We start from the raw sequence: 15,738 nt of genomic DNA, 5'->3' as shown, positions 1-15,738 counted from the left end.
GAAACGCAATGAACAGATGGTTAACAAGTAAGAAGCTGGCAATCGTACTATGGACCTTGGTGCTTGCTTTAGTATTGGCGGGTTGCGGTGCGAGTAACGAAGATGCGGGCAATGCCGCGAACACCAGCAATAAAGTGGAGCAAGACGGCAATGCGCCAAAGTCAAATGCTGAGCACGGAAACGACTCGGCGGCATCAGGAAAGACGACTTATCCGTTAACGCTGAAGGACAGCACGGGAACGGATGTTACGTTTGAAGCGGCTCCTCAGAAAATCGCCACCATCGCGCCAAGCGAAACCGAGATGGTATACGCGGTAGGCGGCGGCGACCGTGTCGTCGGCGTGGACGAATACAGCGACTATCCGGAGGAAGCGAAATCCAAGCCGAAGCTCGGCGACATGAACACGAACATGGAAGCGGTGCTGGCGGCGAAGCCGGATGTGGTATTTGCCCACAGCAGTATGCAGTCCGAAGTCATTGAGCAGCTTCGCGATCTGAACATCAAGGTGTTCGCATCCGATCCGAAGACGGTGGACGAAGTGATCGCCAAGGTGGAAACATTCGGGCAGATTCTGGATACCCAAGGGAAATCCAAGACATTGGCCGATACAATGAGAGCAGAGAAACAACAAGTGGTGGACGCCGTTCAGGGTGCACCCTTAAAGAAAGTATATATGGAATTCTCTCCGGGCTGGACCGTGGGCAGCGGTGAGTACATGAACGAACTGTTGACGCTTGCGGGCGGCGACAATGTAGCCAAAGCCAAGACGGGATGGTTTGAAATTGATCCGGAAGAGATTATTACGGCGAATCCGGATTTGATTTTGTACGCTAAAGATGAAACTGTGCTGAAGAACAGCATTTATGATGAGATTATGAAACGTCCGGGTTTTAAGGAAATTAACGCGGTTAAGAACGAGCAGTTGTTTCCGCTCGACAATAACATGATCAGCCGGGTCGGACCTCGCCTGACGAAAGTTCTTCTGGATATGGCGAAAGCGATTCATCCGGAACGGGTGAAGTAATGCGGAGCAAGCTGGGTTTGGCAGCGGGAGGGGCACTGGTGCTCCTCCTTTTATCCGTTATGGTCAGTCTGTCGTTGGGTGCTGCTCATGTGCCGTTTGTTCGCGTATGGTATATTTTGCTGGATATGATCCCAGGCATCCGTCATTCCACAACGGGGTATGAAGCGGAATACACGATCATTAAAGAGGTGAGATTGTCCCGTGTTGTGCTGGCAGTACTGGTCGGTGCATCACTAGCGCTGGCGGGTGCTGGGTTTCAGGGAGTGCTGCGCAATCCGTTAGCGGATCCTTACACGTTAGGTGTCGCTACCGGTGCTTCCGTCGGTGCGGCATTTCTCATCCTGTTCGGCCTGCAAGGGTGGATTGGCGAATGGACCATCCCGCTTGTCGCGTTTATAACGGGAATGCTTACCTTGTTTGGCGTTCTGAGGCTCGCTTACCATGACGGCCGGATGGAGCTCGAAACGCTGCTTTTGTCGGGTGTGGTCGTACAGGCTTTTCTCGGTTCGACGGTGTCCTTTATGGTATCTTTGTCTAATAACGTTGTAAATGAGATTGTGTACTGGATGATGGGCAGTTTGTCCAAAAGGGGCTGGGACTACTCGTTCATGCTGCTCCCCTATGTGATTGTCGGGCTCTGTGTCCTGATCCGATACAGCAGGGATCTAAACTTGTTTGCTTTAGGGGAACGTCAGGCCGCTCATATGGGCGTTCACGTACAAAGAACGAAGATGATCGTACTCATCGTATCCACGCTGCTTACGGCGGCTGCGGTTTCGGTAGCGGGTGTGGTGGGTTTTGTCGGCCTGGTTGTCCCTCACCTGGTACGGTTGGTGCTGGGGCCGGATTACCGCATTCTTATACCGGTATCCGCGTTGGTCGGAGCGATTTATGTTCTGTGGTCTGACACGCTGGCGAGACTGGTGCTTTCCCCGAAAGAGATTCCGCTCGGCGTCATTACCGCTTTCATCGGCGCCCCTTTCTTTGCTTATTTATTGCGTAAACGAAAAACGGGAAGGGGATAAAGGATGATTGAAGCCGTTGATGTGGACAAAAGGTACGGGAAAACAGGGCGTCTCGTGCTTCATGACGTGACTTTGACCGTGCCGGAGGGATCGTTCTACGGCATTATCGGGCCGAACGGAAGCGGGAAATCCACGTTGCTGAAGCTCCTCTCGGGCGTGGAGAAGCCGGACCGGGGAACTGTGAGGATGGCCGGTAAGGACATCGGCAGCTATTCCCGCAAGGAGCTTGCCCGGCGGATGGCCGTTCTGCAACAAGACGGCTTGCCGCCTGTAGGGTTCACGGTTAGGGAGACCATTGAGATGGGACGTTATCCATACCAAAGCTGGCTGGGCACGGAAGCCGAGCCATCGGACAAGCTCATCGACGAAGTGATGGAGCGACTCGGACTTACGCGGTACTCGGAGCAAGAGGTATCCCTGCTGAGCGGCGGCGAACGCCAACGGGTAGCGTTGGGCAAGACGATGGTGCAAGAGCCTGCGCTGTTGCTGCTGGATGAGCCTACGACTTTTTTGGATATCGGATATCAGATCCAGATGATGGATTATGTTCGAACTTGGCAAAAGGAGTGCGGCATGACGGTCATCGCCGTTCTGCATGATTTAAACCTGGCTGCGCAATATTGCGATGAACTTACGGTTCTTCACGAGGGTAAAGTGGCGGTGACCGGAACACCTTCCGAGGTGCTTGCGGAGGAATGGATTGAGCGAATTTACGGAACCAAGCCCATTATCGTGCCGCACCCGGAGAGCGGGTTGCCGCAGGTGTTGCTGCGTTCGGGACGGATTTCGGGATAATTATCTTCTATGAAATGACAGCCGTCACTTGCCGCCAACCTTGCACGCGTATGGATAGATCTAATAGAAGGCGTAAATGTGGATACAAGTTTGTCTTTGATATCGAACAATTATGGAAGGGGAACTGTTAATGTTGACGATTGAACAAATGGTGGAACGCATTCAGCCGTTGGACGCCGAGGCTATGGAGGGTGCGCAGCGCAGGCTGGACTCCCTGACGAAGCCCCCGGGCAGCTTGGGCAAGTTGGAGGATTTGGCGAAGCAAGCCGCCGGAATTACAGGCGAGGTGACGCCGGATTTGTCCCGCAAAGCCGTCATCGTGATGGCGGGCGATCACGGGGTTTGTGAGGAAGGCGTCAGCGCCTTCCCGGCGGAAGTCACGCCGCAGATGGTGCTCAACTTCCTCACCGGCGGCGCGGCGGTCAACGTCCTCGCCCGCCAAGCCGGGGCCGATGTCATATGCGTGGACATCGGCGTGAACGCGGAGCTCGAGCACCCGGGGCTCGAGCAGCGCAAGATCCGCCGCGGCACGGGCAACATCGCCCGCGGCCCGGCCATGACGCGCGCGGAGGCCGAGGCGGCCGTGCGCGCGGGCTTTGACCTTGTGGCGGAGCAAGCCGCCCAAGGGGTGCGGGTCTTCGCGACCGGGGAGATGGGCATCGGCAATACGACGCCGAGTGCCGCGATGATGGTCGCGTTGACCGGGCTCGATCCGGACCTGGCCGTAGGCGCGGGGACCGGGATCGATGAAGCGCGGCGGCGCCACAAGGTGGACGTCGTGCGCCGCGCGGTGGACGTCAACGCGCCGGATGCTTCCGACACGATGGACGTGCTGGCGAAGCTCGGCGGATTGGAAATCGCCGGGCTTGTCGGGGTGATCCTCGGCGCGGCGGCGCATCGCTGCCTGGTCGTCGTGGACGGATTCATCTCGTCCGCGGCGGCGTTGGTGGCGGTTCGGCTGGCTCCGCTAGCCTTGGGGTACATGGTCGGCTCGCACCTGTCCATGGAGCAAGGCCATGCCCGCCTGATGGAAGCGACCGGATTGAACCCGGTGCTCCATATGGATATGCGGCTGGGCGAAGGAACGGGAGCGGTATTGACGTTCCATCTGATTGAAGCTTCGCAAAGGATACTGAAGGAGATGGCGACGTTCGAAAGCGCGGGCGTCTCCAATAAATAGATGCAAGATTCCAAGGTTCAACGCGCAACAAAACTATTACAACGGACCGAGCCTCCGCGGGAAGCGCCGACGCTCATGATTCAAGGTACGGCCTCCGATGTGGGCAAAAGCCTGCTCACCGCCGCACTGTGCCGTATTTTCGCCAGAACCGGCTTAGCCGTTGCGCCTTTCAAATCGCAGAACATGTCCCTCAACTCCTACGTCACCTTGGACGGAAAGGAAATCGGACGAGCGCAGGGAATGCAGGCGGATGCTTGCGGGATTCAGGCGACTACGGATATGAATCCGATTTTGCTTAAACCTGCTTCCGATATGGCTTCACAAGTTGTCGTCCACGGCAAGCCGCTAGCCGTCATGGATGCGCAGGCTTACCGCAGGGACTACTTAAAACAAGCCGAACCGATTGTGAGAGAAGCGCTGGAACGTTTGCGGGTAGCGCATGATTTGGTCCTGATTGAAGGTGCGGGCAGCCCGGCGGAAGTGAACCTGAAGGATAACGACATCGTCAACATGCGGCTGGCCGGTTGGGCGGATGCGCCGGTGTTGCTTGTGGCGGATATCGATCGGGGCGGGGTGTTCGCGTCCATCGTGGGTACCCTGGACATCCTGGAGCCCCATGAGCGGGAGCGGGTCAATGGCTTCATCATCAACAAATTTCGCGGCGATGTGGCGCTGTTGCAGCCCGGTTTGGATTGGCTGGAGGCCAGAACGGGGAAGCCGGTCGTGGGCGTTATTCCTTTTTTGCCAAACTTGTCGTTGGAGGATGAAGATTCATTATCCCTGCGTTCCTCGAAATTCGCTGCCAATCACAGTGAAGAGGGCGCGACTTCCGCAAGGCTCGACATTGCCGTGATCCGCTTGCCGCGGTTATCCAACTTCACGGATGCGGACCCGTTGCTTGCGGAAACCGATGTGACCGTTCGTTACGTGGAACAGGCTGAGCAATTCGGCAAACCGGATGCGGTCCTACTCCCCGGCAGCAAAAACACCATCAGCGACCTCGCCTTCCTCCGGACCACCGGGTTGGATCGCAAGATTACGACGTATGTGGAGGGAGGCGGCTGGCTCGGAGGGATTTGCGGCGGTTATCAGATGCTCGGCGAAACCCTGCTTGACCCCCATGGGGTGGACTCAGTACCGGGACTGCAACAGGCAGAGGGGCTGGGCTTAATCTCGGCAGAAACAGTTTTTGCTACAGTCAAAAAGACACTCCGCGTACAAGGCTCAGCCACGGGTTGGAATGAGCGGGAAGAGCAAGATCAAGCCCATCAAGCCCATCAAGCTCATCAAGATATTCAACGCAAGCAATTGCGCCCCGGTGCTATACCGGTGGAAGGCTATGAGATTCACATGGGTGTGACGAAGCTGGGAGAAGGCCAAATGCCGTTTATCCGTCTAGAGGATGGAACCTTTGACGGTGTGCGTTCTCCGGACGGACGTTTATGGGGAACTTATCTGCACGGTATTCTGCACAACGATGAGCTTCGTCGCAGCTGGTTAAACGCCATTCGTACAAGCAAAGGATGGACAACCTATGAAGGCGTTCCCCTGCGTTTTGGTGAACTGCGGGCCTCTGAATTTGACCGGCTGGCAGACCATGTGGAGCAGCATCTGAACATGGATTACGTATATGACATTATAGGTTTTAGCCACGAGATAGATATTAGCCATAAGATAGAGATTGGTCAAAAGGAAATAGATATAAAATAGCAGTTTTGTTAAGGGAACGGGGTTGTGTAATGAGCAGGAATACAGGAATCGTGAGCACGAATACACAAGGGAATCTGGAAACGTACGGACACGGAGGGGACCGGGATACCGCGGCAGCTCTATTCGGATATAAACCCAATCAAATGTTGGATTTCAGCGCTAACATTAATCCGCTAGGCACTCCTGTACAAGTACTCGAAGCGTTAGTGAACGGCTTGCCGGAAATTTTACATTACCCCGACCCTGCGCATCGTAACTTTCGGCGAAAATTAGCTGCCAGATTAGGCGTCGACCCAGAAGAACTAGTCGTTGGCAACGGTGCCGCCGAATGCATGGCGCTTGCCTTGTTGGGGCTGGATGTTCGGGCAGTGGGCATCGCGGCCCCTTGCTTCTCTGAATACGCTTCGCTCGCGGAGCAATTCGGTTCCCGGGTCATCACGGTAACCGGTAAAGCCGAACGCGATTTCCGCCCTACGTTGGACGAACTGTTAGCCTTACTTGAGCAAGCGGATCTGGTATTCCTCGGACATCCCAACAACCCGACAGGCAGCACGTATCCGTTGGAGGAGCTGAGAGCATTAGCTGACCGCGCCGAAGCGGTCGGTTCGTATTTGGTGTTGGATGAGGCTTTCGTCGATTTTATCCCCCCGGAAGAGCGGGTTACCTTACTCTCTGAGCTGTCAAAATACACACGATTAATCATCATCCATTCCATGACCAAATTTTATGGCATACCGGGCCTTCGCCTTGGCTATGCAATTGCACACCGTTCCGTGGCGGAACGCATGCGAGGTAAACAAGTGACTTGGAGCGTAAATGCGCTGGCTTTACTGGCGGGTGAAGGTTGTCTGGACCCATCCTTGGCCGAATTCGAGCAATCCACCAGGGCATTGGTCCATAGAGAGCGTAAGCGATTAGTTAAGGCCCTTCAGGCTCCAGATTTAGGCTGGACCGTATGGCCAAGCGCCGCTAATTTCCTGCTAGTGCGGCTGCCGGAACCGTGGACAGCGGCTGAACTCCAAAGCGCCATGGGATTGCGGGGCATCATGATCCGGAACTGCGCGATGTATGAAGGGCTCACGCCGCATGACTTCCGCATCGCGGTGCGGGGACCCGCAGATAATGACAGGCTGCTGACGGCTTTAAGAGCCTTTGCGCAGGAGCGGAAAGGAAGCAGCTTATGAAATTGATTATGATTAGCGGCGGTGTCCGTTCAGGGAAGAGCCGTTATGCTGAGGAGATGGCCCATCAACTTAGCCTTGCCGGGGCCTCCACTATCTTGCCGACCTCCCAATCTTCATCCCCAATCACTAACGGCTCTGTCCTCTACGTCGCAACCGGTCACATTTATGATGACGAGATGCGGACCAGAATCGAAGCGCATCGAAATCGCCGCCCCTCCGAATGGGGGCTGTTGGAAACGCCGGACAAGCTTACTGAAGGCGTTGCTAACTATGAAGGTTATCCTGTCATTCTTGTCGATTCCCTTTCGGCGTGGGTGGGCAATCAACTTATGGCGGTTTCGGAGGAGCAATGTCGTTCCGACGAAGTGACAATGCACGTAAAAGATGAGATACAGCAATGGTTGCATGCGATGCGAACAAAACTATCGACTGAGGCCGCAGTTTTCATAGTGACGGATGAAGTGGGCTGGGGCGGTGTGGCTATGAATCCGCTGGGGCGGTGGTTTCAAGATGTCATCGGGGATGCGAACCAACAGCTTGCGGCTGAGGCGGATGAAGTATTTGCTGTGATTAGCGGCCTTCCCTTGAGGCTGAAAGGATGAGCGCGTTTTGGCATGCGTTGGCGTTCATGACTCGAATTCCCGTGCCCGCTTTCACCAACCGTCCGGGGGATTGGGAGCGAAGTCCGAGATTTTATCCTTTGATCGGTCTGATGATCGGATTGCTGATCGTAGTGGCTTCAGAGCCATTAGAGCACCTTTTCGGAGCCCCTTTGGCAGCGGTATGTATGGTGGGGTTGTGGATCTATATCACGGGTGGTCTGCATCTGGACGGTTGGATGGATTTGGCGGATGGCCTGGGAAGTAACCGGAGCAGGGAACGCATGCTGGAGATTATGAAAGACAGCCGCGTCGGCGCGATGGGGGTTTTGGCCGCGATCGTTCTGTTGTTGTTAAAGACGGCAGCGGTATACACGATTCTGATTTCAAAAGCTCCCCTACTCACCCTTCTGCTCATACCAGCACTAGCGCGATTTATGATGGTGGCGGCGATGAGAAAGTACCCGTATATTTCAGCATCAGGTCTTGGCACAGGACTGCAAACACATCTAACTCCTTTTGTATTAGGGGTGCATGGAATGTGGATATCTGCCGCTTCGGTGATGATCTTTGGATGGTACGGCGCACTGTGGGTGCTGGCCGTCGGAGCATCATGCTGGTTGTTTAGTCGCAAAATGGTTCGTATTCTGGGCGGATTTACAGGGGACGGCTATGGTGCGTTGATTGAATGGGCTGAAATTGCTGCTTTAATGGGATGTGTGATTTTGACCCGATTTTGAACATTGGCGGATTAGATTGAAATAACGGATTGGTATACGAAGTGGGATACGAAGTGGATACGAATTGGAATACGAATTGGAGAATAAAGAGATGACACAACCTTTCCGCGGTTCAAAAGAATACAAATCCCTTCTCTTTCCCCACTGGCAATGCCGGCTGGCGGAAGAGGGAGATCATATGCTGTTTAAGGCGCCTTTCACGATGGATGTCGTGAGCAGCGCGCCTTTTGGCGGAGGTCGGCGTACGGCTGATCACCTCATCAATTGGAAAGTACCGCTTAGCTATGATTGTTCGGATCCGGAAGCCATGATGCGGCGCCAGCTCGTGTTCTGGGGGTATCCTTCAGAACGTTGTGTGGGTTTACAGACCGCGGCGCATCTTACGCATGCCTCTTTTGCTGAAGAAGAGGGGGATGGATATAAGCTGCTCGTGTGCAGTACGGCAGGAACATCCAATGGCGCAAGAGCCGGGGTGGCGCGAACAACCTTCCCGGCTTACCGGGCGGGAACGATTAATACGTTTATTTTGCTGGAGGGGCGATTGTCGGATGCGGCTATGATTAACGCGGTTATTACGGCTACAGAAGCCAAGACGGCGGCATTGCAAGAGCTGAACATCCTAGACCGTGAGAACGGGCTGCAAGCGACCGGCACCACAACGGATGCTATAGCCGTTGCGGTCACCCAGACGGGTCCTTCAGAATTGACTCATCAGTACGCGGGTGTTGCAACCACATGGGGTAATGCGGTGGGGCGTCTGGTATATGCTACTGTGCACGAAGCGGTCCGCACGCAAAAGGAGGATTAACCGCCAATGATGATACTATCCTCCATTTTTCTGCCTCCGCTAATCCTGGTTGCCGCCTACATTACGGACCTGATTGTCGGCGATCCCCGCAAGGTGCCCCATCCTGTTGTGGGGATGGGGCGAACCATTTCAGCGCTCGAGCGGGCGATTCGCCGGCGCGTAGAGTCAGCCCGCGGCCTGAAGCGCGCGGGCTTCCTGTTGCCGATCGCGCTCGTCGGCGGCTCCTTCGCGCTCACTTGGGCGCTGCTGCGGCTGCTCGCGATGATCCATCCCTGGGCGGCTTTGGGGGCTGAGGTGTGGCTGATCGCCACCACCGTTGCCGCCAAAGGGCTCGCCCAAGCCGGGATGGACATCTTCCGCTGCCTTGCACGCGGGGACTTGATTGCCTCGCGGCGGGCACTCGGCATGGTGGTCGGGCGGGATACCGCCGACCTGGATGAGGCCGAGATTACGCGCGGCGCGGTGGAGACCGTCGCCGAAAATATCGTCGACGGAATCATTTCGCCGCTGTTCTATGCGGCGATCGGCGGCGCGCCGCTTGCGATGGCTTACCGCGCCGTGAACACACTGGACTCGATGGTCGGTTATAAGAACGAGCGTTACCTTCATCTCGGGTATGCTTCAGCTCGGCTCGACGATGTCGCGAACTGGTTGCCGGCCCGGTTGACCGTGCTGGCATTGGCGGGGGCAGCCTTCTTGATGAGGCTGCCGGTTGGGCGCATGCTGCGCACGGTCGGCCGGGATGCGCGCCGCCATCCGAGTCCGAACAGCGGCTTCCCCGAGTCCGCCGTCGCGGGCGCGTTGGGAGTGCAGCTTGGCGGTCTGAACTATTACAAGGGCGTTCCTTCGGACCGCGCCCGGATGGGTGATGCCTTGCAATCGCTGCAACCTGGCCATATTCGCTCCACGGTAAAGTTGATGTATGGGTCGTCGGCGTTGTTTGTGGTGTTTACTGCGCTATTGTTATGGGTCGCGTGATAATGGAATATAATGTTAAAAAATCCGTCGCGCGGTGCGATGGTCTTTTTTTGCCCAAAAAGGGGTTATCCCATTGTCTCAGCACGGATCCAATTACTCTTTTTTTGGTCAAAAAGGGGGTTATCCCATTGTCTCAGCACGGATCCAGTTACTCTTTTTTCGGTCAAAAAGGGGTTATCCCATTGTCTCTGCACGGATCCAATTACTCTTTTTTTGGTCAAAAAGGGGGTTATCCCATTGTCTCAGCGCGGGTCCTACTACAACTTAAAATTTCCAATAAATTAATAATCCACTGATATAATATATATATTATTTTTGAATAATTTTACTAATTTTATTGAAATAAGAACACTTGTTTGGTATAATTAATTTGAAGTTAACGGGAGCTGTTCTGAGGGGGTTAGATTTTGGCGGACGAGGTTACATTCGATCAATTTCGTAAGAAGTACTGTGATGAAGCGGCTTGCGTGGATGTACTGACTTCGATCAGGTGGCGTAACGGGTTCGTATGTTCACGATGCGGGCATAACGGTGCAACAATTATCAACACCCGCCGGTTGCCTCTGTATCAGTGTTATACCTGTAGACATCAAACTTCTCTTATTAAAGGAACAATTATGGAAGGCAGCCGAACTGCTTTACATAAGTGGTTCTATGCTCTTTTTCTTCTTGCAGATCCTTCATCATCCACTAATGCTCTCCAATTAGCTAAAGTCCTCTCTGTCACTTACAAAACGGCCTGGCTCATCTTCCACAAAATTCGTTACTCGATCTCTTGCGCAGACGCCAAGCAACTTTTGAATGGATTGGTTGAAGTAACTTACTCCCATTACAATCATCAGAACTACGGGCTAGACGCGTCTCAGCAACAACACAATCAAGAACCGTTCATTGCTGGAGCATCCTTAAATTTATTTGGTGAAGTGACCTATTTTAAGTTGAAGCATGTCCACATATCCTCTTTCAGAGCACATAGAGATCCATATGATACAGATTGGGGAGATTTTCTTATTCAACATGTGCATTCCAACGTTAAATTTCCCAATGTGTATAAATATACGAATGATTTTCGTGCCTCCGAAACGTTACTGCTTATATGCCAAATGGTCACCGACAGCATCAACGACAGATACTTTGGCGTAAGCCCTAAGCACCTCCAGGCCTATTTGGACGAGCTTTCATTTCGTGTCCTTAATTCCGTACGGCCTAACAAAGGAGTCGTAAAGTTGTTTAAATTGCTCGCAACCACCACTACGATCACATACAAACAGTTAATATCGACGCCCCCGCATTCCTACCAGTTCGTCAATGCAGCGTAACGTGAAACTTTATGTTTTTTCAACTAGCCTTTTTAATGATTAGTTTTCTACGTCATATGTAATTAGCTGTGTTTACATTTCCCGAATTGTCTTGTTATCGTCATAAAATGCACTCAGATCTTCATTGAATTGTTATTGAACCATAATCGTTATCGAACCGCAATCGTCATCATCATTGTCATTCTCCATTGCTGAGTCAATGGGATAACGGGGTTTTTGGGGTTCTGGACATATAATGAACGCCCGCCGGCCCGGCCGGCCTCTAGAAAATAACTCACCTATCCGCCATTACTCCTCCGCCTCTAAAGAAACAAGAGAGGTTTTACGAACCACATAGTATACAACACCCATCTCGCCAACACATCCCAAGGAGGTTGCTAAAGCACCAATCTGGCCACCCCACGCGGGAACCAAAGCCACACATGTAACCAACACCACCGCCGCAACCAAGAGGTTTGCGCCTTGCGACCACACCATCACTTTGGTTTGTCCCCGCAACATAATGATGCCGTTCAAGAAATCCAGCCAAGGCAGAATCAGCGCTAACAGGATAAACACTTCCAAAGCATCTAAACTCTCTTCAAGCAATCGGCCTTTGACGCCCATCACATGCAGCATGAACCATTCCCCAAGCGGCGTATAACATAGCACAGCCATGAGAACTGCCGGAACGAATCCCAACAACAACGCAAAACGATTCACAACACGCTCATCACGCGGATAGAAATTCAACACCATCTGATGCATATAGGTGAAGAAGCTCGACACCAGCTGGATTAAACTGGCCGCAATCGCAAAGGACGCGATGGACAATTCGACGTCTACCGTCTTACCCAACATGGCATTAACCGCTGGTCCCAAAAACACGGCAATCCCCGATGAATACAGCAATGGTTTATAAAAGCGCATGACATGTTTGGAAGAAGAGACGGGATGGTCTGCTTTCTTCTCCGGCATTGTTTTCAGCAATCTGCGCCCTTCAAACACACTTACTATGGCCTCAACTATCATTCCTGCCAGAAATATAATAGCTCCCACATTACCGCTATCAATACGATCTGTGTTGATGTAATACAGGGAAATAAGGTACATCACGACTAGGCGAATGACCATCCCGATCGTAAGCCATTTGGTTCTATAATTGAAGATAATAATGCCGTGATAGAGACAACGTATGGCTGAGAATATGCTAACAAACATCAGAATTTGATACACATGTACGGTGGGAGCTAGCAAGGACGATTCCACACCGAACAAATAAAGGAAAATCCATTCACCCAAGGGAGTAAACGAAACTAGCAATCCGATGAGGAAAATAGCCCCAAACACATAATAAGCCACGGCCGACATCGCACGGAACGAAATCCGGTCACGTACGAGAGCCGAGCAAGATTGCCGCAACAGGATAGCCGGCCGCTCGGTAATACCCAACAGGCTGAGCGCTATGGCATAGCTGGCAATGACGGTCTCTGCTTGAGCCGAACGGGCCAGTGTGCTGTTAATGATGACATGGGAAATTGTCACCAGGCTTGCAGACAAACCTAAAGGGATAAAAAAGGCAAATAACTGTCGCAGTTTAAGCTGGGGTTGGTCGATATTCACAGGGCTTCATCCTAACTTTGGCAAGTCTTATGTTCCACAGGTAAATCGTTATGGACTATTATACCACCAACTTTTTGGCCTGGAATATGCCTTGTGTTCTATTTCCGTAGGGACTGTAACTAGTTCAAGGTGAATTCGGACTAAATTTTTAAGCTGTCAAAAACAAAAAGGCAAAGCACCGAATGCTTTACCTCTTTGCAGCTGATGTTAAATCTAAGCTTCCCAAACTTCCAGGTTCATGTCCCTGTCCGAGAATTCAATGCGGGAGGGTTCAATTACAAGCACAACGTAGTCCGGGTCATCCGGTCCGCTGAACCAGTGCTCGAATTCGCGATTCCAAAGCTTTTTGCGCACAGTTTCATCATCGTTGACCTTGCCTGTTCCTTCGATCGCGACCACTTCCTTCTCCTGGCCGAACAGTAGGTGAACATTCGGGTTGCTCTTCAACTCGTCTACCTTATGTGTCTTCCGGTCAGTAGCTAAATAGACGGTCAGCCCGTCATTATACAACTTCATATAACGAACTTTCGGCCGGTTACCCTCCACGGTGCCAAAGGAGCAGATTGGATGACGCTCCATCGCTTGCTTAATGCGTTGTTCTAAATTGCTTTGATCCAAGAAAATCCCATCCTTCCATTACTTCAAAGCTACGTTTATATTTACCCTGTGGGGTTGTGCTTAATCATAGGTAAGGTGCATAATCGATACAAAACCTACACCTATCCATTCTATCTGAGGGGGAGGCTCAACACTCATGATCTATTATTTTGCGGCGCTAGCTGTGACGGCATGTATTGTGTTGCTTAGCCAGCCCAAACACGCCGTGAACCGCTCGTTAGCCTTCTTCCTGTTATGCGCCGCTGTGGGCGGACTTACCGAATGGGCTAATACCCTCCCGGGGTATTGGTTGTTTAACGGAATTACGATCATCAACCAGACGCTGACCCCTTATGGCGCGCTTCTGTTTGCTTTGGCATATACACAAGATCATCAGGCAAGTGGTCGCTTCTTCACCGAATATGCAGTAATGAATCGCGGTACCCGCGGACTGCGGCTTGTCCTTTTGCTACCGGTTGTGTTAACGGTCATTCTCACGCCATCTACCCCGCGTATCCAATTGCACGAGTTAAGCTTACTCCTCTGGGCTGGACCCTATTATATCGCGACATGTGTACTATTGATTCGAGCCTATATACGGGAACCCAACCCGAACGTCAAGCGAAAGCGGTTTATCACGGTGCTGTTGATGGTGCCGACTTTAATAGCTGTAGTGCTGTTTATTAATGTGGCGAGAGTCGTAGACCCTGAGTTCCCTTTTTTCAATTATGTGGCCGGATTTATTATTTATTCACTCGGAGCGGGACTTGGTTTTGCTTTTGTGACAGGGGCGCTGGGAGTGCGGTTGCGTTTGGAACAGGATACTCTGGAAAGTACGATGAAAGCGATTAGCTCGGGAACGGCCATCCTCAACCACACAATCAAGAATGAAATTGGCAAAATCTCGCTCAGCACCGACAACATCCAAGCTGTGTTAGACAAAGAAGACACGGACCCCGCAGTACACGCGCAGCTCCAAATTATTAAAAATGCCTCGGAACATATGCAGGCTATGGTCACTAAAATTCACGCTCAGATGCGGACGTTAATCCTGCAGGAAGAGCCTGTCGCCTTGCTGGAGTTGGTTACAGAGAATATTACGGAGCAGGAGCCTCTCTTGGATCAGATGGAGATTCATGTCGTGTTTCATGCGGTCATTCGTCCCGTCGTCATTTGCGACAAGGTCCACATCAAGGAAGCGCTAGGCAACGTGATTCGGAATGCGGTCGAAGCCATGCCGGACGGAGGAAGTCTTGAACTGAGCATGGACGCTACGGCTCGTAAAGACGTGATCCTGACAGTTCGGGATACAGGCTCAGGGATGAGTGAGGAGACGCGGAAACAAGTCATGGAACCTTTCTATACGACCAAAAGCCGCAGGGGGAACTTCGGACTGGGTCTTACTTATACGTATTATGTCATGAAACAGACCGGCGGATCGTTGCAATTTCACAGCCGGGAAGGGGAGGGCACGCGGGTGTCGTTTGTTTTTCCCCGTCGTAAAGTAACGCGTATTCTTAACGCAGAGGAGGTTCGACCATGAACACGATCCGTATACTATTGGTGGAGGATGATCCGGACTGGTCGCGGGCTATGGCAATGTTTCTGAATCGGGAACCCGATCTGGAAATTGTCGGGATCGCATCGGACCGAGATGAAGCGCTCACGTTGTTCCACGCCGCGGACAAGCTGGATGTCGTGCTGATGGACATTAACCTGACAGGGAATTTGCCTGACGGCATTCATGTGGCGGCGGAGATGCTGGACATTCGTCCGCTCAAAATGATCATGTTAACCTCGCTGGAAGATGAATCGGTCATCACGAAGGCTTTTACGGCGGGGGCGGTGGATTATGTGTCAAAAACAAACTATAAACACCTTCCCCATGCCATCCGAACGGCTGTGCTGCACGGTACGCCTATGGAAGCTTTGCTGAAGGAATTTTCGCGACTGAAAAAAGAAGAGCAACTGCAAGCCCTGACCCCCGCGGAAAGGGAAGTGTATGATCTGTTGGAACAGGGATACACGAAGCCGCAGATGGAACGCAAATTGTTCAAAACCGAAAGCACTTTAAAAAATCAAATTAATAAATTACTGAAAAAGCTTGGCGTACGGAGCGGGAAAGAAGCGGTGGAAAAGGTTCGGCGGAAAGGCTTGTGACTTAGGTTCTATAAAA

Annotated in this window: 16 protein-coding genes; 13 read left to right on the top strand and 3 right to left on the bottom strand. The window is 52.4% G+C overall.

Annotation, left to right across the window (positions count from 1 at the left end):
- Positions 1 to 8: 8 nt before the first annotated feature.
- From SY83_RS08825 to SY83_RS08775, 11 genes are all read left to right on the top strand, one after another.
- Positions 9 to 1,025: an ABC transporter substrate-binding protein gene (locus SY83_RS08825; RefSeq protein ID WP_068605909.1), complete on the top strand. Its 1,017-nt coding sequence runs from the start codon at positions 9 to 11 to the stop codon at positions 1,023 to 1,025.
- Positions 1,025 to 2,050 (top strand): FecCD family ABC transporter permease, encoded by a 1,026-nt coding sequence (locus SY83_RS08820; RefSeq protein WP_068605908.1) that lies wholly within the window; start codon positions 1,025 to 1,027, stop codon positions 2,048 to 2,050. Before SY83_RS08825 ends, SY83_RS08820 begins: the two co-directional genes overlap by 1 nt.
- 3 nt (positions 2,051 to 2,053) lie before the next feature.
- A complete protein-coding gene (locus SY83_RS08815) occupies positions 2,054 to 2,845 on the top strand; it encodes an ABC transporter ATP-binding protein (protein WP_068605907.1) in 792 nt (263 codons plus the stop codon).
- Between the two features lie 130 nt (positions 2,846 to 2,975).
- Complete coding sequence (gene cobT / locus SY83_RS08810) at positions 2,976 to 4,025, top strand: nicotinate-nucleotide--dimethylbenzimidazole phosphoribosyltransferase (RefSeq protein ID WP_068605906.1); 1,050 nt, start codon at positions 2,976 to 2,978, stop codon at positions 4,023 to 4,025.
- The gene (locus tag SY83_RS08805) at positions 4,026 to 5,735 is read left to right on the top strand and encodes a cobyric acid synthase (protein WP_082882410.1); all 1,710 of its coding nucleotides are present in this window, start codon (positions 4,026 to 4,028) and stop codon (positions 5,733 to 5,735) included.
- 29 nt (positions 5,736 to 5,764) lie between these two features.
- Positions 5,765 to 6,919 (top strand): threonine-phosphate decarboxylase CobD, encoded by a 1,155-nt coding sequence (gene cobD / locus SY83_RS08800; RefSeq protein ID WP_068605905.1) that lies wholly within the window; start codon positions 5,765 to 5,767, stop codon positions 6,917 to 6,919.
- Positions 6,916 to 7,521, top strand: coding sequence for a bifunctional adenosylcobinamide kinase/adenosylcobinamide-phosphate guanylyltransferase (locus SY83_RS08795; protein ID WP_068605904.1), 606 nt, complete (start codon positions 6,916 to 6,918; stop codon positions 7,519 to 7,521). The genes cobD and SY83_RS08795 overlap by 4 nt, the downstream gene beginning before the upstream one ends.
- On the top strand, positions 7,518 to 8,258 hold the full coding sequence (cobS, locus tag SY83_RS08790) for an adenosylcobinamide-GDP ribazoletransferase (RefSeq protein WP_068605903.1): 741 nt from the start codon (positions 7,518 to 7,520) through the stop codon (positions 8,256 to 8,258). The genes SY83_RS08795 and cobS overlap by 4 nt, the downstream gene beginning before the upstream one ends.
- A gap of 91 nt (positions 8,259 to 8,349) precedes the next feature.
- Entirely contained in the window at positions 8,350 to 9,066 is a 717-nt protein-coding gene (locus SY83_RS08785) for an adenosylcobinamide amidohydrolase (protein WP_068611000.1), read from the top strand.
- Between the two features lie 6 nt (positions 9,067 to 9,072).
- Complete coding sequence (gene cbiB / locus SY83_RS08780) at positions 9,073 to 10,044, top strand: adenosylcobinamide-phosphate synthase CbiB (protein ID WP_068605902.1); 972 nt, start codon at positions 9,073 to 9,075, stop codon at positions 10,042 to 10,044.
- Positions 10,045 to 10,451: 407 nt separating this feature from the next.
- A complete protein-coding gene (locus tag SY83_RS08775; protein ID WP_068605901.1) occupies positions 10,452 to 11,363 on the top strand; it encodes a transposase in 912 nt (303 codons plus the stop codon).
- Between the two features lie 149 nt (positions 11,364 to 11,512).
- Here the strand turns inward: SY83_RS08775 and SY83_RS23635 are convergent, their stop codons facing one another.
- The 3 genes from SY83_RS23635 to SY83_RS08765 form a co-directional block, all read right to left on the bottom strand.
- Entirely contained in the window at positions 11,513 to 11,641 is a 129-nt protein-coding gene (locus SY83_RS23635; RefSeq protein WP_269453474.1) for a hypothetical protein, read from the bottom strand.
- Positions 11,642 to 11,651: 10 nt separating this feature from the next.
- On the bottom strand, positions 11,652 to 12,959 hold the full coding sequence (locus SY83_RS08770) for a multi antimicrobial extrusion protein MatE (protein WP_157279933.1): 1,308 nt from the start codon (positions 12,957 to 12,959) through the stop codon (positions 11,652 to 11,654).
- 219 nt (positions 12,960 to 13,178) lie between these two features.
- Positions 13,179 to 13,583: a pyridoxamine 5'-phosphate oxidase family protein gene (locus tag SY83_RS08765; protein WP_082882408.1), complete on the bottom strand. Its 405-nt coding sequence runs from the start codon at positions 13,581 to 13,583 to the stop codon at positions 13,179 to 13,181.
- 136 nt (positions 13,584 to 13,719) lie between these two features.
- Between SY83_RS08765 and SY83_RS08760 the strand changes: the two genes are divergently transcribed.
- On the top strand, positions 13,720 to 15,105 hold the full coding sequence (locus SY83_RS08760) for a sensor histidine kinase (RefSeq protein WP_068605899.1): 1,386 nt from the start codon (positions 13,720 to 13,722) through the stop codon (positions 15,103 to 15,105).
- Positions 15,102 to 15,722, top strand: a complete 621-nt coding sequence (locus SY83_RS08755) for a response regulator transcription factor (protein WP_068605898.1) — start codon at positions 15,102 to 15,104, stop codon at positions 15,720 to 15,722. Before SY83_RS08760 ends, SY83_RS08755 begins: the two co-directional genes overlap by 4 nt.
- Positions 15,723 to 15,738: the final 16 nt, after the last annotated feature.

The sequence above is a fragment of the Paenibacillus swuensis genome (assembly GCF_001644605.1).
GTDB lineage: Bacteria > Bacillota > Bacilli > Paenibacillales > DY6 > Paenibacillus_N > Paenibacillus_N swuensis.
This window is presented reverse-complemented; position numbering and strand designations above follow the sequence as displayed.